This is a genomic window from Bacillus sp. FSL P2-0069, from assembly GCF_038593315.1.
GTDB lineage: Bacteria > Bacillota > Bacilli > Bacillales > Bacillaceae > Bacillus > Bacillus safensis.
This window is the reverse complement of the sequence record NZ_CP151984.1, coordinates 546,465-565,370: the sequence shown is the minus strand read 5'-3', so window position 1 is coordinate 565,370 and position 18,906 is coordinate 546,465. Positions and strand designations below refer to the sequence as shown.

23 protein-coding genes and 1 pseudogene are annotated in these 18,906 nt (G+C 40.0%); 9 read left to right on the top strand and 15 right to left on the bottom strand.

The genetic code is table 11. From position 1 onward, the window contains the following. The 6 genes from NSQ34_RS02790 to NSQ34_RS02765 form a co-directional block, all read right to left on the bottom strand. On the bottom strand, nucleotides 1-294 hold the full coding sequence (locus tag NSQ34_RS02790) for a hypothetical protein (RefSeq protein ID WP_034284074.1): 294 nt from the start codon (nucleotides 292-294) through the stop codon (nucleotides 1-3). A 350-nt stretch (nucleotides 295-644) separates the two neighbouring features. Next, the gene (locus tag NSQ34_RS02785) at nucleotides 645-1,697 is read right to left on the bottom strand and encodes an LLM class flavin-dependent oxidoreductase (RefSeq protein WP_024425426.1); all 1,053 of its coding nucleotides are present in this window, start codon (nucleotides 1,695-1,697) and stop codon (nucleotides 645-647) included. Between the two features lie 17 nt (nucleotides 1,698-1,714). Further along, on the bottom strand, nucleotides 1,715-2,338 hold the full coding sequence (locus NSQ34_RS02780; RefSeq protein ID WP_034284077.1) for a nitroreductase family protein: 624 nt from the start codon (nucleotides 2,336-2,338) through the stop codon (nucleotides 1,715-1,717). Continuing rightward, entirely contained in the window at nucleotides 2,322-2,795 is a 474-nt protein-coding gene (locus NSQ34_RS02775; RefSeq protein WP_034284080.1) for a MarR family transcriptional regulator, read from the bottom strand. Before NSQ34_RS02775 ends, NSQ34_RS02780 begins: the two co-directional genes overlap by 17 nt. A gap of 108 nt (nucleotides 2,796-2,903) precedes the next feature. Continuing rightward, on the bottom strand, nucleotides 2,904-3,446 hold the full coding sequence (locus NSQ34_RS02770; RefSeq protein ID WP_034284082.1) for a dihydrofolate reductase family protein: 543 nt from the start codon (nucleotides 3,444-3,446) through the stop codon (nucleotides 2,904-2,906). Nucleotides 3,447-3,531: 85 nt separating this feature from the next. After that, on the bottom strand, nucleotides 3,532-4,083 hold the full coding sequence (locus tag NSQ34_RS02765) for a TetR/AcrR family transcriptional regulator (protein ID WP_048240359.1): 552 nt from the start codon (nucleotides 4,081-4,083) through the stop codon (nucleotides 3,532-3,534). Nucleotides 4,084-4,232: 149 nt separating this feature from the next. Between NSQ34_RS02765 and NSQ34_RS02760 the strand changes: the two genes are divergently transcribed. The 3 genes from NSQ34_RS02760 to NSQ34_RS02750 all read left to right on the top strand — a co-directional run bounded on the left by NSQ34_RS02760 (nucleotide 4,233) and on the right by NSQ34_RS02750 (nucleotide 5,856). Further along, entirely contained in the window at nucleotides 4,233-4,856 is a 624-nt protein-coding gene (locus tag NSQ34_RS02760; protein WP_103132694.1) for a GNAT family N-acetyltransferase, read from the top strand. A 68-nt stretch (nucleotides 4,857-4,924) separates the two neighbouring features. Next, a complete protein-coding gene (locus NSQ34_RS02755) occupies nucleotides 4,925-5,320 on the top strand; it encodes a VOC family protein (protein ID WP_024425420.1) in 396 nt (131 codons plus the stop codon). Continuing rightward, complete coding sequence (locus NSQ34_RS02750) at nucleotides 5,317-5,856, top strand: GNAT family protein (RefSeq protein WP_024427798.1); 540 nt, start codon at nucleotides 5,317-5,319, stop codon at nucleotides 5,854-5,856. The genes NSQ34_RS02755 and NSQ34_RS02750 overlap by 4 nt, the downstream gene beginning before the upstream one ends. Here the strand turns inward: NSQ34_RS02750 and NSQ34_RS02745 are convergent. Then, on the bottom strand, nucleotides 5,853-6,122 hold the full coding sequence (locus NSQ34_RS02745) for a YesK-like family protein (protein ID WP_024425418.1): 270 nt from the start codon (nucleotides 6,120-6,122) through the stop codon (nucleotides 5,853-5,855). The two genes, NSQ34_RS02750 and NSQ34_RS02745, sit on opposite strands and share 4 nt — an antisense overlap. A 41-nt stretch (nucleotides 6,123-6,163) precedes the next feature. Between NSQ34_RS02745 and NSQ34_RS02740 the strand changes: the two genes are divergently transcribed. Beyond that, entirely contained in the window at nucleotides 6,164-6,637 is a 474-nt protein-coding gene (locus NSQ34_RS02740) for a GNAT family N-acetyltransferase (RefSeq protein WP_342501030.1), read from the top strand. On the opposite strand, the gene NSQ34_RS02735 is transcribed toward NSQ34_RS02740, so the two are convergent. The 3 genes from NSQ34_RS02735 to NSQ34_RS02725 all read right to left on the bottom strand — a co-directional run bounded on the left by NSQ34_RS02735 (nucleotide 6,629) and on the right by NSQ34_RS02725 (nucleotide 9,397). Beyond that, complete coding sequence (locus NSQ34_RS02735) at nucleotides 6,629-7,417, bottom strand: GNAT family N-acetyltransferase (RefSeq protein WP_342501029.1); 789 nt, start codon at nucleotides 7,415-7,417, stop codon at nucleotides 6,629-6,631. The two genes, NSQ34_RS02740 and NSQ34_RS02735, sit on opposite strands and share 9 nt — an antisense overlap. Before the next feature lie 140 nt (nucleotides 7,418-7,557). Then, nucleotides 7,558-8,760, bottom strand: coding sequence for an MFS transporter (locus tag NSQ34_RS02730; RefSeq protein ID WP_098677655.1), 1,203 nt, complete (start codon nucleotides 8,758-8,760; stop codon nucleotides 7,558-7,560). Between the two features lie 31 nt (nucleotides 8,761-8,791). After that, nucleotides 8,792-9,397 carry a TetR/AcrR family transcriptional regulator gene (locus tag NSQ34_RS02725; RefSeq protein WP_034284099.1) on the bottom strand — a complete coding sequence of 202 codons (606 nt, stop codon included), beginning with the start codon at nucleotides 9,395-9,397 and terminating at the stop codon, nucleotides 8,792-8,794. Between the two features lie 419 nt (nucleotides 9,398-9,816). Here NSQ34_RS02725 and NSQ34_RS02720 point away from each other — a divergent pair, with 419 nt between their 5' ends. Together NSQ34_RS02720 and NSQ34_RS02715 are read left to right on the top strand one after the other, a co-directional pair. After that, nucleotides 9,817-10,269: a helix-turn-helix domain-containing protein gene (locus NSQ34_RS02720; RefSeq protein WP_034284102.1), complete on the top strand. Its 453-nt coding sequence runs from the start codon at nucleotides 9,817-9,819 to the stop codon at nucleotides 10,267-10,269. A 56-nt stretch (nucleotides 10,270-10,325) separates the two neighbouring features. Then, nucleotides 10,326-11,219: an alpha/beta hydrolase gene (locus tag NSQ34_RS02715; RefSeq protein WP_176967292.1), complete on the top strand. Its 894-nt coding sequence runs from the start codon at nucleotides 10,326-10,328 to the stop codon at nucleotides 11,217-11,219. A gap of 35 nt (nucleotides 11,220-11,254) precedes the next feature. Here NSQ34_RS02715 and NSQ34_RS02710 read toward each other — a convergent pair whose 3' ends face one another. Then, nucleotides 11,255-12,403 (bottom strand): type II asparaginase, encoded by a 1,149-nt coding sequence (locus tag NSQ34_RS02710; protein WP_176967293.1) that lies wholly within the window; start codon nucleotides 12,401-12,403, stop codon nucleotides 11,255-11,257. Nucleotides 12,404-12,670: 267 nt separating this feature from the next. Between NSQ34_RS02710 and NSQ34_RS02705 the strand changes: the two genes are divergently transcribed. Genes NSQ34_RS02705 through NSQ34_RS02695 form a run of 3 tightly spaced genes read left to right on the top strand, consistent with a single transcriptional unit; the run spans nucleotide 12,671 to nucleotide 14,664 of the window. Then, on the top strand, nucleotides 12,671-13,456 hold the full coding sequence (locus tag NSQ34_RS02705; RefSeq protein ID WP_176967294.1) for a S8 family serine peptidase: 786 nt from the start codon (nucleotides 12,671-12,673) through the stop codon (nucleotides 13,454-13,456). Nucleotides 13,457-13,465: 9 nt separating this feature from the next. Further along, entirely contained in the window at nucleotides 13,466-14,323 is an 858-nt protein-coding gene (locus tag NSQ34_RS02700; RefSeq protein ID WP_176967295.1) for an SAR2788 family putative toxin, read from the top strand. Next, nucleotides 14,308-14,664: a hypothetical protein gene (locus NSQ34_RS02695; RefSeq protein ID WP_051627378.1), complete on the top strand. Its 357-nt coding sequence runs from the start codon at nucleotides 14,308-14,310 to the stop codon at nucleotides 14,662-14,664. The genes NSQ34_RS02700 and NSQ34_RS02695 overlap by 16 nt, the downstream gene beginning before the upstream one ends. A 298-nt stretch (nucleotides 14,665-14,962) precedes the next feature. Here NSQ34_RS02695 and NSQ34_RS02690 read toward each other — a convergent pair whose 3' ends face one another. The 4 genes and pseudogenes from NSQ34_RS02690 to NSQ34_RS02675 all read right to left on the bottom strand — a co-directional run bounded on the left by NSQ34_RS02690 (nucleotide 14,963) and on the right by NSQ34_RS02675 (nucleotide 18,893). After that, nucleotides 14,963-15,724 (bottom strand): SDR family NAD(P)-dependent oxidoreductase, encoded by a 762-nt coding sequence (locus tag NSQ34_RS02690; protein WP_176967296.1) that lies wholly within the window; start codon nucleotides 15,722-15,724, stop codon nucleotides 14,963-14,965. A gap of 166 nt (nucleotides 15,725-15,890) precedes the next feature. Further along, nucleotides 15,891-16,214: pseudogene (locus NSQ34_RS02685) on the bottom strand (MmcQ/YjbR family DNA-binding protein). Nucleotides 16,215-16,366: 152 nt separating this feature from the next. After that, nucleotides 16,367-17,260 (bottom strand): alpha/beta hydrolase, encoded by an 894-nt coding sequence (locus tag NSQ34_RS02680; protein WP_065215271.1) that lies wholly within the window; start codon nucleotides 17,258-17,260, stop codon nucleotides 16,367-16,369. A 193-nt stretch (nucleotides 17,261-17,453) separates the two neighbouring features. After that, nucleotides 17,454-18,893: a DHA2 family efflux MFS transporter permease subunit gene (locus NSQ34_RS02675; protein ID WP_065215272.1), complete on the bottom strand. Its 1,440-nt coding sequence runs from the start codon at nucleotides 18,891-18,893 to the stop codon at nucleotides 17,454-17,456. Nucleotides 18,894-18,906 lie beyond the last annotated feature (13 nt).

Here is an 18,906-nt window from a genome sequence, read left to right as displayed (position 1 = left end):
TTAATTAAATCCTGGATCGCGTACCACTGTTCCAGTAAATGTGACACTATATTTTCCTAATCCTAATTCTTTAATAGAGGTTTGTTTTAAAATCCCGACCCAGCCATCCTCTGCATATACAATACTTTCTGGGATGTTTGATGTCGTATATGTTCTTGTTACTGAAACAGTTCGACTGGCCTGAGCCGTTATTTCACTGTTTGTTTGCTCCTTTGCTTCCACTGGAGCAATTGTGACTCCAGCACCCGTTAAGACAATTGCTCCAACCAAAACAGAAGACATGACCTTTTTCATAAAAAAATCCCTCCCTTTTTTGTTGAACGTATAAACTATACCATAATTTAGAACTTTTGTAAGTTTATTTTTTAATTATTTTGAAAATTATGATATCATTGTCTTATGCTGGATAGAGCGTGTTACATACTTCTATGCTTTTATCCTCATCTCAATCTAGTGAAACAATTGTGAACGGAGGTGATTTCATGAAAAAATGGCTCATCTGTTTTCAACTTGTTTTCCTCTTCACTTTGACGACCACACCATTTGCTTCTGCCGCCTCATGTCCTACAGTGAAACCATGTGTCATTGATCCTTAAGCATAAGAAAAAGCCGATCAAGCCTATTCTCTTGATCGGCCTTTTTATTTATTTTTGCTCTGCTTCCCAGCGGGCAACCTCTTCTCTTACTTTAGGAGCCACTTCTTTTCCAAATAGCTCAATGGCTTTTAGCACTTGATCATGCGGCATTGAACCAACCGGTACATGAAGCATAAAACGTGTGATGCCTACATTTTTTCTAAGGTGAATGACTTTCTCTGCCACGGTATCTGGATCTCCTACATACAGCGCGCCTTCTAAAGTTCTGGCTGCATCAAACGTAGAACGAGTATAAGGTCCCCAGCCTCGCTCTCTCGCTAATGTGTTCATCACATGCTGTGTAGATGGGAAGAATTGATCTGCTGCCAGGTCTGTTTCTGCCGCAACAAATCCATGAGAATGTGATGCTACAGTTAATTTCTCAGGGTCATGTCCAGCGTGCACTGCCGCTTGCTTGTACAGCTGAACGAGCGGTGCGAACTGTCTAGGACTACCGCCAATGATTGCAAGTACAAGTGGTAACCCTAGTAATCCAGCACGTACGACGGATTCACGGTTTCCTCCACTGCCGATCCAGATTGGAAGCGGATCTTGAACAGGTCTTGGATACACGCCAACATCCTGAATGGACGGGCGGTGCTTTCCGCTCCATGTGACACGCTCTGACTGCTGTAATTTGAGCAGCAAATCAAGCTTTTCTTCAAATAATTCTTCATAGTCATCCAGGTCATAGCCAAAGAGCGGAAATGATTCAATAAATGAACCACGGCCTGCCATAATTTCTGCACGTCCGTTTGATAGTCCATCCAGCGTTGCAAAATCCTGAAAGACACGAACAGGATCTGCTGATGAAAGGACTGTCACTGCACTTGTCAGACGAATATTTTTTGTTTGTGTGGCTGCAGCCGCTAAGACGACAGCTGGATTCGATGCGGCGAAATCCTCACGGTGATGCTCACCTACGCCAAATACATCGAGACCGACTTGATCTGCTAAAATAATTTCTTCTACTACTTCTCGAATACGCTGTGCGTGACTGACTGTTTTTCCTGTTTGAAAATCGGGTGTTGTTTCAACAAATGTACTAATTCCTAGTTCCATGATGGGAACCCCCTATCTTATAAATATGTCACAAATTCAGAAACTGGCTTTCTATAGCCTCTCGCTTGTCTGCTCTCTACTTTTTCTTTTCCGAGTGTAATCATTAACACAGGAACCAAATCTGATTGAATGTTTAATACCTTTTTCATTGTTTCGGGATCAAAACCGATCATCGGGCAAGTATCCCAGCCTTTATTTTTAGCGGCAAGCATAAACAGCATGGCAGATAATGAAGCATTGCGGATTGCCTCTTCCTTCTGGAAATCTGCTCCTCTCTGCTCATAAAAGCTCACGGTCTCTCTGACCATTTCTTCATATTGCTGCGCATTGATAATGCCTAGCATTTTTAGGCCTTCATATATGTTCCCTGCGTGCTCATAAGCATTTGGATCTCCGAGTACGATGATCGCTGCTGAAGCAGAGTGCACTTTATATTGTCCAAATGCCGCTTCTCTTACTTGTTCTTTCAGCTCTTCTGTTTGGACGACAACATATTGTGTGTGCTGTAAGTTAAAAGCGGATGGTGCCAGCTTGACCTCTTCAAATATGCTGTTAAGCTCTTCTCTCGAAATCGAGATATTTGGCAAAAAATTTGATGCGGATCGTCTTTCACGTACCAACGTATCAAAGCTGAGTGTCATCTTGTTTCCCCTTTTCGCGAAGTTGTTTTGCACCTAAACCGATTTTTTTCAGTAATTCAATGAGCTGCTCTTTTTCTTCTATTTCAATAAAGGCTAGATTTTGTGAAATGACCTCTGTGTGTTTAGGGAAAATGTCGTCAAACAATTGCTTCCCTTTTTCCGTCAGCCGTACATGAAAGACCCGCTTATCTGAAGGCGCACATTGCCTTTTCACCAGTTCTTGTTTTTCTAGTTTGTTCACGACATATGTCATGCTTCCACTTGGGATTGACAGGATGTCGCTGATTTTTTGAACAGGCTGAGGCCCTTTACTGTAGAGCAATTCTAGGATTTGAAAGTTTTCAAATCCGATATCATAACGTTCAATGTCTTTTTGGATATTTGTAAAAAGGGCTTGATAGGCTTTCATCCACACGCGGAATAGCCTTAAATCTAATTCATGATCATGCTGCACCATGGCAACTACTCCTTTTTCAAGAAATCCTAAAACTAGGATAAATTTATCCTAACACTAGGATATTTTCTTGTCAACGAGTTTATTTCATAAAAAAAAGACCACCTTGGTTCAGTGATCCTCTTCTTTTAAGATAAAATGCATTTCAGCAATTTGCTTGTATTGATGTACTCCCTGTAATGAAAACCTAGATTCCAGATCCGCCGGTGAAAATAGAGGAATTCCTCTTCCAATCATGACAGGTACGATTTGAAGAAAAAGCTCATCAACCAATCTTGCTTGTATGAAAGATTGAAGCAGTCCCCCGCCGCCGACAATCCAAATATGCCGGCCTGTTTCATTCTTTAATTTTTTGACAAATGATAAGATATCTTCGCGAATGATATGCGTTCCTTCCAAACTGTCTTGTAACGTACGTGACATGATATAACATGTCTTTCCTTCATAAGGAAACCCATCTGGTGACAGCTGAAGAACTTGTTCATATGTATTGCGCCCCATAATCAGCGTATCGACTGACGCATAAAAGGTGTCATAGCTCGTTTCTTCTTCGCCCTCTGTCCCTATCAGCCAATCGAGGCGGTGATCCTCTCTCGCTAAATATCCATCGATACTCATCGCCCCATAAAAAAGCAGCTTCCTTTTCTCACTCAATCCCACCACTCCCTTACTTCAAATAAGAACATATATTCTATTTTATCAAAAAGGAAAGACAAAGGCTACATAACTTTCTCCCTTTTTACGATTCCTGTTCCACCTTGACGAGTAGCTCATATAATTTATGCGCGAGCTTGCCGGCATCAATGGTCATTTCTTCATGAATCCATTCCTCGAGTACACCCACGACACCAGACACGACAAAAGAGGCCTCGATTTGTTCATTTTCTGTAATCGGCCGCTGATCAAGCTGCCACTCTTTCATGATTTTTTCTTTGAAAAATGCTTTGAATTGGTTTGTCGTTGGACCATTTGGTTTTACAAATAACGTCAACATATATTGATTCTCTTTCAAGTACTCCGTCGTTTTGTTTAAAAAGGAAAGCATATCAAGAGGGTCCTGACTTGGAAAGGTTTCATCATATAACCCCCCGAGCTGATCGAATAGTTCTTTCTCAAGCTGTTCATATAAATCAAACACATCTTGATAATGCAAATAAAAGGTTCCCCTGCCTAAATCCGCTTTCCTTGATAGCTCTGATACCGTAATCTGCTGCACTTCCTTTTCCTTTAACAGCTCAAGGAAGCTTTCCCGAATGGCTCTTTTTGTTTTGATTGTTCGTCTGTCCTTCATGACATCCCCTCCATTGTTGAACAATCAGGCGCCAAATGTCTATTTATGAACAGGATCTCATCCATTGCCGATGTTCGATTGGTTTACTTCTTATTATACTCAACACATGTTCAATAATCTATATGTGTTCAGTAAAGGAGGACCATTATATGTTTCATTTTAGACTTGCTAGAGAGGATGAACTGCCTCAAGTGGCAGAGTTGTTAGATGATTCGTTTCAGGACTATTCATTTTTTGACCTATTATGTGAAAAGGTCTCAAACCGGTCTGCTTTCGCTCGTCAGCTGCATTTGGTCAATACAAAGGTGTATTTTCAGCATCAAATCTGTTTGGTCGGGGTTGAAAACGAGAACATTGTGTCTGCTGCCCTTTTAAAGCATCCGCGTCTTCCTGAACCAAGCTTCATGGATTATGTGTTATCAGGTGGGTTAAAGCTGCTCTTCATTGGCGGTATATCGGCGGTTCAGCATGTGTTCCGTGTGTTAAAGGAGGCGAAAAAGGCATGTTCTTCCTTAAAGCAGCCTTACTGGTATTTAGAAGCACTTGTCGTGGCAAAAGACCAGCAAGGAAAAAAACTCGGAAGCCGCATGTTAAAGCAATGCCTTTTTCCCTTTATCGCCCGGCAAGGCGGCGGACTGTTTACACTGATGACACACAACGAGGCCAATCGTCATTTCTACCGAAAAAATGGCTGGATGGAGTTTGATGAAAGGGTACTGCGTGGAAAGGAAATGTCCTTGGAAAGCTGGAGCTATAAAACCGTGATTAAATAAGGTATCCTCTTCAGGTGATGATATAATAGAGTCAGTTCAATCAATGATCATACTTGGAGGAGAGACTGATGATACGACGACTTGATCATATCGTGTTGACTGTACAACATATGGAGGACACCATTCGCTTTTATACAAACGTATTAGGGATGAAGGAAGAAACTTTTGGTGAAGGCCGTAAAGCGCTTCGTTTTGGTTTACAGAAGATCAACCTTCATGAAGCTGGTCATGAATTTGAGCCAAAAGCAGCTCATCCTCTTCCTGGATCTCATGATTTGTGCTTTATCACCGATTTAGACATGGACAGTTTGCTGCTGCACCTCCGGAAGCAAGTGGTCCCCATTGAAGAGGGGCCGGTCAGACGCACAGGTACATTAGGTCCAATTGAATCTGTTTATATCCGTGATCCTGATCTGAATTTAATTGAAATCTCTCGATATATAGAGGAGGGTGATCCGTCATGACTCGTATATTTTTGAGACCGATTGAAGAGCAAGATTATCCTGGTATTCAAAGAGGATGCCAGCATGCAGAAACACTTTATATGACTGGCACACGCAAAACGTTCACACTAGAAGAAATTCGCTCCGCCTATACTCGCTTTTTGCAAGATGACAGCAGACGAGATTTCGCCATTTGTCTGCTAGACACGAAAGAGATGATTGGAGATGCGGCGATTGTGGACATTGATCCAATCAATCATACGGCAAGCTTCCGCATTGCGCTTCACGGGCCAGAGCATTTTCAAAAAGGCTATGGCACTGAAGCTGTTCGGATGGTTCAAGCATTTGCCTTTGACACATTAGAACTCAACCGTCTTGAGCTTGAAGTCTTTTCCCACAATCCAAGGGCCTTTCGAAGCTATGAGAAAGCCGGATTTCAATACGAAGGAAAAAGACGCCAAGCGCTCTATTTCAACGGTACATACTCAGATGTCATCATCATGGGCATCCTTCGTGAAGAATATAAAAACATGATGAATACAGATGCTCCTGCTTAAGAAGGGTCATCTTTTTTAAAAAATTGAATTCCAGTGACGATGATTAAACAAATAATGGAAGAGAGAACGATAGAGATACTCGCTAGACTAAGCACCATGCCTTCCCATCTGCCAATAAAAAAACTAACAATCAATAAAACCAAACCAAATAAAATCAAGCATATTGGGACAATGAACCCCGCATGGCGCTGCCGGCGTCTTTTCCCTGCCCACCATGAGAGACACAAGACAACGATTGTAAAAAAGGCGGTTTGCAGCCAGAACATGTGATATCAACTCCTAACCCATAACAATGGAGGTACTTCAAATGAACATTAGACCCATTGAGCAAAAAGACAACCCGTATATCGCAGCGATTATCCGCCAGTCACTAGAATCAGCGAATCTAGCGATTGAAGGAACAGCCTACACTGATCCCCAACTTGACCAGCTTTTCGAATACTATCAATCATTGACTCATGCAGCCTATTGGATTGCTGAAGAGCAGGGTGAGATTGTGGGCGGTGTAGGGATTGCTCCATTTACAAAGGGAGTATGTGAATTACAAAAGCTTTATTTAAGTCCAAAAGCACAAGGAAAAGGTGCGGGCAAAAAACTGATGGATACGGCGCTGGAATATGCCTCTGCATACTACGAAGCGTGTTATTTAGAAACCCGCCGGGAATTAACAGCAGCTATAGGCCTTTATCAGCGATATGGCTTTTCTATTCTTTCAGAACCGCTTGAAGGCTCTGAGCATTCTGCAATGGATGCTTGGTATCTCAAAACCTTCTCATCTTGAACCATAAAACAATCGATAGGTTTTGAGCCTCTGAAAGCCTAACTTCTCTGCCAGTTTGATTGAAGCTAGGTGATGGACATCGCAATCCCAATGCGGTGTCCTCTTTTTTTCAAGACAGGTGCTGATCATATGCTGAGCTGACAGCAGCGCCAAACCTTTTCCGCGATAAGACTCATCTGTCCAAATATCTATCTCCGCACGATCCATACTTGAAAAAATAGAGACGCATTCACTGACCACGTTCTCTCCATTTAAAATGGCAATCCCGATTCCCTTTGATAGAAAACGAGCTGTTTCTCCCCAATAGGCTTCGTAATAGCTAGGAGGGAAAGCACTGCTTGCAGTCATCACCTGCTCATTTGTCCGCTCTACTCTATAGCCTGGATGAGGCTGAGTGGCATGAGAATATGCCTGTGAATAAACGTACGCATGTCTTTCCATTTCATTCAGATGTAACCCAAGACATTTTTTCATCATTGCATCTGTTAATGGATTTGCTGAAAATAAGGTGAATCGGCCGTTTTGTCTTTTCTGCCTTTCGTACACATCCACAATGAAGGCTGAGCAGCGTAACAGCTCCGCTTCATTCCTTCCTGCTACATAATAAATGCCGCATGAAGCTTCGAGAAAATAAACAAGCGGATGCGCTTCATTATCTACATAAAGATTTCCTTGAATAAAACCATCCATGACCGCATCTACAAACACTGGATATGCCGGATCAATCTGCCGAATTCCTTTTTTCATTGATGGTGTCTTTTGCCGTTCTAAGAGATGCACGATTTCTCCTCCTTTCCTTCCATTATAAAGAAAAAGCTGCTGACATTCAGGTCTCTTTTCAGCAAAAGGAATTCTTCTGCATCAATAACGCAATTAAAAAAAGAGACCTTAGTTAAAAGGTCTCTTACTTCTGCATGACATTATTCTGTCGCTGCCTCTTCTGACACTTTTCCCTTCCAAATCAGGGTTAAGCCTAATCCAAGAAATAAGACAACACCTGCGAATAGAAATGGGAAGTGAATATTTTGGTCAAATAAGATGCCGCCAAGTGCCGGCCCGAAAATCGTACCTAGGCTTGTGTAGGTGGAGTTCATTCCTGCGACAAATCCTTGCTGGTTGCCAGCGATTTTAGATAAGAAGGTCGTTAATGCTGGACGTAATAAATCAAACGCAAGGAAAATGACACATGTGACAATCAGAACAACCAAAAAGCCTGAAACAACAGTTGAAACGAAAGCAAGGACAGCCCCGATAATCAGACATAGCTGAATGACTCTTTTTTCTCCTAGGGCATTTACCAGTTTACCAAACACAAGTACTTGTATGATGACAGCCACAATCGAGCTGACGGTAATGATCACGGCAATATCTTTTGGACCAAATCCAAACTTATGATTTGTGAACAAGCTAAAGACTGTTTCATATGCAGATAGTCCAAATGCGAGGACAAACACAATGATAAAGGCGATGAGGTAGCTTGGATGAATTGATTTTTTCAAATCTTTAAAGAAAGTCGATTCTTTCACTTCATTCATTTGCTTCGCTCGCTCTTCTTTTGTTAAAGGCTCCTTCAGCATAAACATAGACGAAATAACGGCAATAAACGCAATCCCTGCCGCAAAGAAGAATGGCAGGCGTACGCCGTATTCTGCAATAAACCCGCCAATTCCCGGGCCAATGATAAAACCGGTACTAATGGCCGCAGAGACATAACCCATCGCCTTTGATCTTTCTTGAACGGTCGTAATATCTGCGACATACGCAGTGACAGCCGGCATAATAAATGCCGCACTAATACCGCCTAGAAGCCTTGCAACATACAGAACATACACGTGTGTACCAAGACCAAAAACGAGTTCTGATAATGCGAATAGAAACAGCCCAGACACAATCATAATCTTTCTTCCGTAGCGGTCTACCCATCTACCTGCAATAGGTGATGCGATGAGCTGAGCAACGGCAAACGCCGCCACAAGGTATCCCATTGTACTTCCTGTTAGATGCATGACATTCATGAATAGCGGCATGACAGGAATAATGAGACCGATGCCTAAAAACGCAATAAATATATTACTTAATAAAATAACGAGTACTGCTTTTTGCTCACGAATCGGTTTTTGCATGATGTTTGTTTCCCCTTTACTGACTCACTTGTTACTCATGATGGTTGATTCCGTGAATAAACAATGAGATCGCCTCTTTTTGTAACTCTTTCTTCTGCTCGATGGTGTCATTTTTATATAACACGTCTAATCCATAAAAAACGGAAAGTAATATTTTCACTTTTGACTCCACATGCTGGATTGACCAGCTGCCATCTTTGTTTCCTTCAAGTAAGATATCTCTCATCACATCATCAAAATCGACATCAATCTTGTTCAGCCGTTCCATGACTTCGTCTGATGTAAAGGCACTGGCACAAAATTCCTCACTCGCTCTCATTAATGGGTAGTTAATGCCCATTTGACTGAGCAGTTCTGCAAACCCGGCAAGCTTGTCGATAGCTCGGTTCAGTGTTTTCTTCTCCTCTTGCCACGTTTCCATCATCAAACGATGATCCTCTTCCATAATATGAAGAAACAAAAACTCTTTTCCTTTGAAATGATGATAGAGATTGCCTTTACTCACCTCAGCAGCCTCTAAAATATCACGCACGGATGTTTCTGAATAACCTTTTTTCGCAAATAAATCACGAGAAGCGGTGACGATTTTTTGCTTCGTCTTCTCACTCTTTCCAGCCCCGCTTTGTGTACTTGTCATGTGTCACAATCCCTTTCTACCCTGCATTTCTTCATGCAGACTAAATAAAACCGACCAGTTGGTTTATTTTTAATTATAAATGGATTTTCCTTATAATACAATGAAAAGGTCATCGACTTCATAAGGAGTGATTCATGTGAAAACAAACAGAACAGTCATTTGCGCTATCACCAAAAAGGACTTATATGTATTTTTCTTCTGCGACCTTTTCATGGCTGCTTTGGCGTACTACGTGTTCAAATTCAAACCAACCACATTTTATGAATGTGCAGGGGTCATGGGAAGTATACTATGTCCCTTTTTGATGAAAAAGTGGATATACCGGTGATCTCCTTTCAAATATATCCGTCATTCATTTAACTTTTCTTTATATTTAACTTCACTTAAATATAAAGATTGCCTATAATAGAAGAGAGGTGATGTCATTGGATGAGGAAATCATTCATTACGGTAAAAAGATCATTGAATACTCGAATGCTCTAGGCTCAATTTATGTAGAAGAGTATCAACGATTTTTAAAACATGAGTATGCAGATTTATCAGCCAAACAAGAGCTGACACTTGAGCTGCTGCGCACGAAAACGAGAACAATCAATGAATTAGCTGATTACTTTTCGATTTCTGCCAGCGCAGCTAGCCAGCTTGTATCAAAGCTTGAGCAGCTCGGCTATGTCAAACGAGAAATTAATCCACATAACCGAAGAGAAATCATTGTTGATTTTGCTCAAAAGGGCCATGACTACCACAAGAATACAGAAGACATTCAATTGCACCTTATTCAAAAATATTATGCAAAGCTTCCAAAAGAAGATTTAAAAACATTACTATCTCTATACGAAAAAATCTATCAGATTGCGAAAGAAGCACCTTAATACGGTGTTTCTCTCACTGATATTTAAGTTATCTAAAATATTAAGGAGGTGAAAATATGCAAAGCATTCATTTACAAGATGGCCGGTACATTGGTTTGATTCAATACGGTGATCTTGAGGGGTTTCCAATTTTCTTTTTTCATGGAACACCTGGATCAAGAGTGATGTTTTTAGATGATGATCCAATCTCTCAAAAGCTCGGCATTCGTCTCATCTGTTTGGATCGACCTGGATTCGGTTTATCCACCCCTCTACCTGACCGTACAATTTTAGACTGGGCAAAAGACGTGCTGGAAGTGGCAGATAATCTTGGCATTCAACATTTTTCAGTGATGGGTGTATCTGGAGGCGGCGCATTCGCAGCTGGTTGTGCCTATCAATTGCCGGATCGCGTCCTTTCAGCCGCTCTGATCTCAAGCACAACCCCTTTTCAAGGCGGAAAACCGCCAAAAAGCATGCTAAAAGAAAATAAATTAGCCTTTTTCCTTAGTAAGAAGTTTCCTTGGCTATTGAAAGCAAGCTATCGTTCCCAGAAAAAATTGATTGAGAACAAACCAGAGAAATTTAAAAAACTGGCCAAAAACGGGAACAAGCATTTACATCCATGGGATCGGCAATTCCTTCAAACCGATGAGCAGTTAGAGATGATGATGACACATTTACACGAAGCGACTCGTCAATCAGTGGATGAATGTATTCGTGAACCCATTTTACTCTCGAAACCATGGGCATTCGATATGAAAGATGTTCAAATCCCTGTTGATGTATGGCATGGAAAAGAAGATACAATGGCTCCATTTGTAGAAATAGAAAAAATAGCTCAGGCGATTCCAAATGTCAAAACCCATTATATAGATCAAGCGGGGCACTTTCTTACTGATGTAGACGATATTTGGCGAGATATTTTACTCTCTTTAAAGGAACGTGCTGAACATCAGAAACATGCATAAAAAAAGACCCAATATGACTTGGGTCTTTTTCTTCATTAATACTGTTCATAATACCTTTGCACTTTAACTGGATCTTTTGTCTTCGTCAGTGCCAGCATGAGCAGAATACGTGCTTTTTGCGGGTTTAATGAATCAGAGGACACAAAGTGATGTTCATCATCCGTTTTTTCGCGGGTGACAATTCCATTCCCCGTACGGCTTGATCTCACAACAACCACATCTTTTTTCACTGCATCTGTTGCCCCTTTGATGGCTTCTGTAGACATCGTTCCATTTCCAGCTGCAGCCACGACAATCCCTTTCGCACCTGCTTTGACTGCGGCATCATACATATATTTTTGATCATTTTGATAGCCGTATAAAATATCAACTTGCGGCAATTCTTTTATCTTTGATACATCAAATTCACTTTCAGTCGTATGTTTTCTTGTCGGTTCGTTATAAAAGGACACCACTTCACCAGTAACTTCTCCGATGTATCCTTGCTCAAGTGACTTGAAGGCATCGGTTGTGGTCGTGTTTGTTTTTGTAACAAATCGAGCTGATGCAATTCGGTCATTTAATGTGACCATGACCCCTTTGCCCTTTGCTTCTTTGGCTGATGCAATTTTCACCGCATGATACAAGTTAAGCGGACCATCCGCACTGATTGCCGATGCTGGTCTCATTGAGCCAACGACCACCACAGGCTTATCACTTTTAACAACCAGATGTAAAAAGTAAGCTGTTTCTTCAAGTGTATCTGTTCCATGCGTGATGACAATGCCATCTACTTGATCATCTTTTAATAGTTCATTCACTCGCTTGGCTAATTTTAAAAGAAGAGCGTTATCAACATTTTCACTGCCGACATTCGCAACCTGCTCACCCGTGACATTTGCAATATCCTTCAGCTGTGGAACGGAAGCAATGACTTTATCAATGCCGAGTGAACCAGATTTATAGCCCGTCGTATCTGTATCACTGTCTGAACTGCCAGCAATCGTCCCGCCTGTGGCTAATACCTTAATATTTGATAAGGACTTATTCCCTGTTTCAACGACCTTGTTTTTCTCTTTTGTTTCATTGGATGCGTTTTCTTTTTCATTTTGACTATTCTCTTGAGTGCCCGTGTTCGCACAGGCTGCTGTCACCAGTAATAAAACAGAAAGAAGGACAGCACCTAACCATTTTGTCATGTTCATTGGATCATCTCTTTTCCTCATTTGATGGATTTCATGGCTAAATCTCTTTCTATAGGCTTTACTTTATACCATACCTTCATTCATCGGCATGAGGCTAAAGGTATAGAACCAAATGCTAGGAATAATCTTTATATTTTTAATGAGTTACTTTAAAATATAAACAAAATTATAAAAATAAACTAATTAACCTTAAATTTACCTTAACAAAATTATTTATATATGGAAAAAGTTAATTACGTGAGTAGAATATACTATAAAGGAGGTAATATGAAAATAAAGTTTATTTTTCTTTTCTTGTTCATCATATTCACAATTGTTTTCATTTACATACCTAAAAATGATCACAACATTAAAATAGCAGTCATAGATAGCGGTATTGACGTAAATCATGTTGATGTTTCTGTTATAAAGCGCTTTGATAATAAACAAACAGTGATGGATTCTTTCGGACATGGTTCTGCTATTGCTGAAATTATTAATAAAAACAATGAGAACATAGATTTTTATGATGGAAATATTTTAGACGAGAATGGAAACACAAGTGTAGAAACTTTAATAAAAGCATTAGATTGGTGTATTGAAAACAAAGTGAATCTCATCAATATGAGTTTTGGTCTTTCTGAGAATAATGTAAAACTTAAAAAAAAGATTGACGAAGTCGTTAGTCATAATATTTTAATTATAGCTGCTGCAGGTAATAAATTTGGTTTAAAAAGTGATTATCCTGCTCGTTATAATAACGTGATTTCTATTTCTGCTGTTGATTCTAAAAATAAGATATATAAATTTGCAGCTAAAGGAAAAATCGACTTTGTTTCTCTTGGTGTAGATGTAGAAACAGTGAAAATAAAAAAATTGGCTGAAGTTAAAGTTTTAAGCGGTACTTCTTTTGCTACAGCAAATGCTACAGGGTATATTTCCAAGCTAATACCAGATGACTTTTCGCTACCTTTTAAAGATATTCTTCACAGATTAAAACAGAAAACTCAAACGCTGAATAATGACGAACGAGATTCAACCTATGGTTATGGACTATTATTAAATAAGAATTAGGAGTATATGATGTTTAAGAATATTATTAAAGTAATATGTTTAGTAATGATATTTTCAATTATTGGACCTAGCATTTCTAATGCGACTATGAATTCAAATGAACATGACGAAATTAATTCAAATGCTATTAACACTCTACAAAACACGGGAGAATTGCATAGTACAGAGGTCATAAAAAACACGAATAATGAACAGGAACTTGAAGTAAGTGTTGAAAACGAAAATTTATTGATCAACAGTAAAGTGATTTTATCTCAAGAATCAGAACAATTACCAATGGTTGAGGCTGAAATTGTTGATGAAGACACAAAAGAGACTGTAAAATATAATTTTGAAATAACAGATATTGATGTTGCTGAAAAAAGTGACCCTCATCTCTTATTAGTGGATATTGAAACTGGCGAGGAGTACACAGTAAGTGACTCACAAATTCAAGCATCATGGTATCCTTTAGTAGTCGTAGCAATCTATATTGCTCGTGTTGGAATTAACCAAGCAATAAAGAAGTTTGGTAAAACTGCTGTTAAAAATGCTGTTAAAAAACATGGTAAGAAAACCACTACTTCAAACGCAGTCAAAAAAGTGAGTATGTCACGACTAGACTATCATTATAAGAAACACAAAAAAGAATTTGGTAACATTACCAAATCTGAGTATTTAAATAAAGCACGCAAACTATTAGGAGCAAGTAAGAGCAACAATATTTTAGAAAAGAAAAGCAAGAAAAAATTTAATGGTAAACACCGTTATTATAAATATAATAAAAAAACAAATGAATTTTTATCTGTAGAGAAACAAAAAGATAAAGATGTCATTATCACTTTTTTCAAGCCTAAAAGAGGAATTAATTATTGGAAGGACCAGTAGAAATGAATAAAAACGTTTGTTTAATTTGTGGCTATAATGAATTAGAAGAAAGACCTTACTATTCCGATTTTGCAGGTAGTAACGAGATTTGTCCATGTTGCGGTTTTGAGTTCGGAGTAGATGATTTTGATTGTGATGAATTTGATCATGAAGGGTTAACAGACCAAGAAATTGTTGAAAAATCCCATATCATTTGGAGAAAACATTGGATTGAAAACGGACTAGAATTGTTCAATCCTCAAATCTTTTCTCCAGAATTTCGAAACGGAAAATTTTTAAAAAGAGATTACTTAGAGATTCAAATGAAAAAGAATCTTGGATTAGATTTTAATGACATTTAAATGGACAAAGACCACTCAGGTTTTATTCTGAGTGGTTTTCATATTTTAATATATGTCTTTACTACAGCAAAAAAGCATTTAATGTGTAGGTTGTTTTTATTATGCGTTTTCAGTGATCCAAATACGCTTGACCCAGCAGACATCTTTCAGTGCAGTGATCACTGTTAATCTAGTAAGGGTAGCTGACATACCTCTCCACTTGTTACATACGTCACCATATCCCCTCCTATGCTTGTACACACAGTCAATCACACCATAAAAAAATCACTGAGGAAATCTACCTCAGTGATGGGAATCGTTATTTCATACTTGTACCAGCATGTGAAAAGATCGGATCATTTAATTCAAATTCGAATGTCTTTCCGTCCACAATACCGACTGTTTTTTCACTGTCATAAAGCTCAAGCAGACAAGCTGCCATTTCTTTTGATGTATGATATTTCTTGAAATTGCCTTCATATTCAAATTCGTCTACATCCAATGAACGCTTTGCAAATTCTGATTCTGTCGCGGAAGGTGCTAATATTTTTGCCTGTAACTTAGCTCCCTTTTCTTTCAACTCTAGTGCCAGTCCTTCTGTAAAGGCACTCACGTAAAACTTCGTGGCCGAATAGGTGACGGCATTGCCGACGACTGTATAGCCAGCTCGTGAAGAAATGTTAATGAGCTGCGCTCCCTCTACTTGCTCATAATCACGGACAAATAAGGTGGATAGAATCGTTAATGCTTCGATATTCAGATGAAGCATATCCCCTATTTTACTTAAATCTTGTTCTCCTATAGAACCAAAGTGACCAAACCCTGCATTATTAATGAACGTATCCAGCTCATAATCAGACAATGACTCATAAAATGAATACACTTGCTCTATGTTTGTTAAATCGACTGACTGTATGACTACTTTGATATCGGGATATTGATCATGAATCTTCTTTTTCAATTCTTGGAGTTTATCGAGCCGGCGTGCAGCTAATATAAGATTTTTCCCTCGTGCTGCAAAGGCGAGAGCCGCCTCATATCCAATACCTGAGCTTGCTCCTGTAATGACTGTATAACTCATTTTATATCCCCCTATTCGCGTCTTCTAACTGGTTAAATTATAACGACAGCGTTTCGCTCAAGTCAATTTTGAAGAGAGTCAAAGGGCAGCATGTCTAACTTAGGACAGCTCCTCAGTCATTTCCTTTTGAATCATTTTGGAGGATATCATGTTGAGATTTTTTTGTTCATTTTTGAAAAACCAATTGGTAGGAATGTTCGATTAACTCCTCTACAAATGAGGATGGAATGTCTGCATTAAGGTAAATGGAATTCCAATGAGTCTTATTCATATAGTAGCCAGGGATAATTCCTTCATGCATCTCTCTTAGTTCTTCAGCACGTTGAGGGTCACATTTTAATGTGATGACAGGCTTTCGATTCGCATCTCCGCCCATCATAGCAAACATCTTTCCGCCAATATGATAACGATCTGCCTGCCATTCCGGCTAATAATCATGGGTTGTTCCTTTTAAAGAAAGACAAAATGCCTGTAGCTGTTCTTTTTTCATTTCATTAGCTCCTTTTGAGAGATCATCTATTCTTTCTATTATATCGACGAGGAAAGATATCTGACCCTTTTTACATTCACTTTTCTTTTTCAGAAACAGTAATAAAAGCACAGGCCCATTGTCTCCTGTGCTTTTGAATCACTCTACTTTTCTTATTCAAACGCTTTCTTTAGTTGATCCCCCATCAAATGCCAAGCCTCTTCAGCTATGGCTAAATCTCCGGCGTGTGTGAAGCCGTGAGGAACTCCTTTAAACTGTCTGTACGTGACATCTACCCCTGCTTCTTTTAACTTCTTCGCATATTGTTCGGCTTCTTGAGCTAGCGAATCTCTTTCAGCTGTGATGACGAGAGCTGGAGGCATTTGTGCTAAGGATGAACGATCTGCAAAAACCGGAGAAACGAGCGGATTGTGCGGATCTTGGCCTTGCAGATAGAAGGAATTAAAGAGCCTCGCCAATTCAACTGGGATCGCTTCTTCAAACGCTGGCTTTTGTGCTGGATCAGTGGCTAGATCAAGCGGCGGATAATCAAGCACTTGATAGGCAATTGGGAGTGTATTTCCTCTTTGAATATTCAATAGACAAGCAGCCGTTGCCAAATTTCCTCCTGCGCTATGTCCGCCAATGGCTAATGCATTCCGATCGATTTGAAGCTCCTCAGGATGTTCATACAGCCACTTCAGTACATCGTAGCATTCATGAAGAGCGGCTGGGAAAGGGTGCTCGGGTGCAAGCTGATACTCGACATTGACGACGATACATTGCGCCCGGTCTGCAATGACTGGACACCAGGGATTATCCATTTCAGCACTGCCCATGATAAATCCGCCGCCATGTAAATTCACAAAAACAGGAAGCAGCTGTTTTTGTGTGTTCACTGGCTTAAATACCCACACCTTTGTTTCGCCAGCACTTGTTGGAATGTCATATTCCATTTTGTTCACTTCAGGAGGATTTACTGGCTTTAGTTCCGATTGACTCGCTAATGAACCTTCAGATGGCTGGCGTAATGAAGCAGCGATTTTGATTTGTTCTTCTAAGTTCATGATCTCAGACTCCTATCTTATTCATTTCTTAGTTACTCATTCGTTTCCTTTTCCTCTTTTCCTCCTACCGAATCAACAGCAACTTATATTGGTTCACTTTTTACCTATCTCCCCTTTTTCCCTCTCTTTGAAACAAGCATTGAGCAAATAAAAAAGCACTGCGGCGCTATGTCCTCAGTGCTTTTGATTTCTCTTATGATACTTGCTGTTCTACCTTCACTCGTTTAATGAAGAAAGCAATAATTAAACCAACGATGGTCATGATTACTGCAAAGATAAATGCATGCTGGACGCCATTTGTAAAGGCGAGCAGCTGATTCACCGGATTTGCGGGATCAGACACATTTTCCATAAAGCTGCGGGCGCCTGAAGAAAGGATCGAGATACCGACCGCAGTACCAATGGCTCCTGACACTTGCTGCAATGTATTCATAATCGCTGTACCATGCGGATATAGCTCTGGCGGCAGCTGATTCAATCCATTTGTTTGAGCAGGCATCATGATCATCGCGATTCCGATCATTAATGTAATATGAAGGGTGACAATGAATCCAATCGACGTATTCACACTTAGATTCGTAAAGCCAAACATCGTCGCTGCGACAATGACAAGACCTGGAATGACAAGCCATTTTGGACCAAACTTATCAAATAGACCACCCATGATTGGAGATAGGAGTCCGTTGATAATTCCACCTGGCAACAGCATTAAACCTGCTGTAAATGTAGAAAGCGCCAAGGATGTTTGCAGATACAATGGCAAAATCATCATAGCAGACAGCATCACCATCATACACACTAAAATTAGAAGCAACCCAATGACAAACATCGGATATTTAAACGGGCTTAAGTTCAGCATTGGTTCTTTCATGTTCAACTGTCTTAAAGAGAACACAAGAATCCCAATGACACCTACTACAATTGCCACGATCACATGCATACTGCTCCAGCCGCCGCCTTCACCGGCACTGCTAAAGCCATACACAATTCCGCCGAAACCAATGGTTGAAAGCACAATTGATAAGATGTCGATTTTCGGTCTTGTTGGTTCTGTAATATTTTGCATAAAGATATAACCAAATACGAGTGCAGCCATTAATAAAGGAAGTGAAATCCAGAAAATCCAATGCCACGTCAGCGATTTCAGAATAAGACCGGAGACGGTTGGACCGACTGCTGGTGCAAACATGATCACAAGACCAATAATCCCCATCGATCTGCCTCGTTTATGAGGCGGGATGATGACCAAAATCGTATTAAACATCAATGGCAGAAGCAATGCTGTACCGACTGCCTGCACGACACGTGCTACCATTAAAATACTAAAGACCGGCGCAACCGCCGCAATAAATGTTCCGATGATTGAAAAGACGAGCGATGTAATGAAAAGCTGTCTTGTCGTAAACCATTGAAGAATGAGTCCTGAAATCGGTACGAGAATACCAAGTGTTAATAAATATCCTGTTGTCAGCCACTGAGCAGTCGTCGCTTCAATTCCAAAGTCTAACGTTAAACTTCTCAGCGCCATGTTTAATGCCGTTTCACTGAACAGGCCAATAAATCCAGCCGTGATAAAAGAAATAATTATGGGCAGCGTTCGAATGTCAGAAGCTGCTGCTTTCTGTTTGTTCATATTAAGTTGGCTC

Coding starts and splice junctions, on each gene's coding strand:
- NSQ34_RS02790 (WP_034284074.1), bottom strand. CDS start 294: ATGAAAAAGGTCATGTCTTCTGTTTTGGTTGGAGCAATTGTCTTAACG.
- NSQ34_RS02785 (WP_024425426.1), bottom strand. CDS start 1,697: ATGGAACTAGGAATTAGTACATTTGTTGAAACAACACCCGATTTTCAA.
- NSQ34_RS02780 (WP_034284077.1), bottom strand. CDS start 2,338: ATGACACTCAGCTTTGATACGTTGGTACGTGAAAGACGATCCGCATCA.
- NSQ34_RS02775 (WP_034284080.1), bottom strand. CDS start 2,795: ATGGTGCAGCATGATCATGAATTAGATTTAAGGCTATTCCGCGTGTGG.
- NSQ34_RS02765 (WP_048240359.1), bottom strand. CDS start 4,083: ATGAAGGACAGACGAACAATCAAAACAAAAAGAGCCATTCGGGAAAGC.
- NSQ34_RS02760 (WP_103132694.1), top strand. CDS start 4,233: ATGTTTCATTTTAGACTTGCTAGAGAGGATGAACTGCCTCAAGTGGCA.
- NSQ34_RS02755 (WP_024425420.1), top strand. CDS start 4,925: ATGATACGACGACTTGATCATATCGTGTTGACTGTACAACATATGGAG.
- NSQ34_RS02750 (WP_024427798.1), top strand. CDS start 5,317: ATGACTCGTATATTTTTGAGACCGATTGAAGAGCAAGATTATCCTGGT.
- NSQ34_RS02745 (WP_024425418.1), bottom strand. CDS start 6,122: ATGTTCTGGCTGCAAACCGCCTTTTTTACAATCGTTGTCTTGTGTCTC.
- NSQ34_RS02740 (WP_342501030.1), top strand. CDS start 6,164: ATGAACATTAGACCCATTGAGCAAAAAGACAACCCGTATATCGCAGCG.
- NSQ34_RS02730 (WP_098677655.1), bottom strand. CDS start 8,760: ATGCAAAAACCGATTCGTGAGCAAAAAGCAGTACTCGTTATTTTATTA.
- NSQ34_RS02725 (WP_034284099.1), bottom strand. CDS start 9,397: ATGACAAGTACACAAAGCGGGGCTGGAAAGAGTGAGAAGACGAAGCAA.
- NSQ34_RS02720 (WP_034284102.1), top strand. CDS start 9,817: ATGTCATTGGATGAGGAAATCATTCATTACGGTAAAAAGATCATTGAA.
- NSQ34_RS02715 (WP_176967292.1), top strand. CDS start 10,326: ATGCAAAGCATTCATTTACAAGATGGCCGGTACATTGGTTTGATTCAA.
- NSQ34_RS02710 (WP_176967293.1), bottom strand. CDS start 12,403: ATGAACATGACAAAATGGTTAGGTGCTGTCCTTCTTTCTGTTTTATTA.
- NSQ34_RS02705 (WP_176967294.1), top strand. CDS start 12,671: ATGAAAATAAAGTTTATTTTTCTTTTCTTGTTCATCATATTCACAATT.
- NSQ34_RS02700 (WP_176967295.1), top strand. CDS start 13,466: ATGTTTAAGAATATTATTAAAGTAATATGTTTAGTAATGATATTTTCA.
- NSQ34_RS02690 (WP_176967296.1), bottom strand. CDS start 15,724: ATGAGTTATACAGTCATTACAGGAGCAAGCTCAGGTATTGGATATGAG.
- NSQ34_RS02680 (WP_065215271.1), bottom strand. CDS start 17,260: ATGAACTTAGAAGAACAAATCAAAATCGCTGCTTCATTACGCCAGCCA.
- NSQ34_RS02675 (WP_065215272.1), bottom strand. CDS start 18,893: ATGAACAAACAGAAAGCAGCAGCTTCTGACATTCGAACGCTGCCCATA.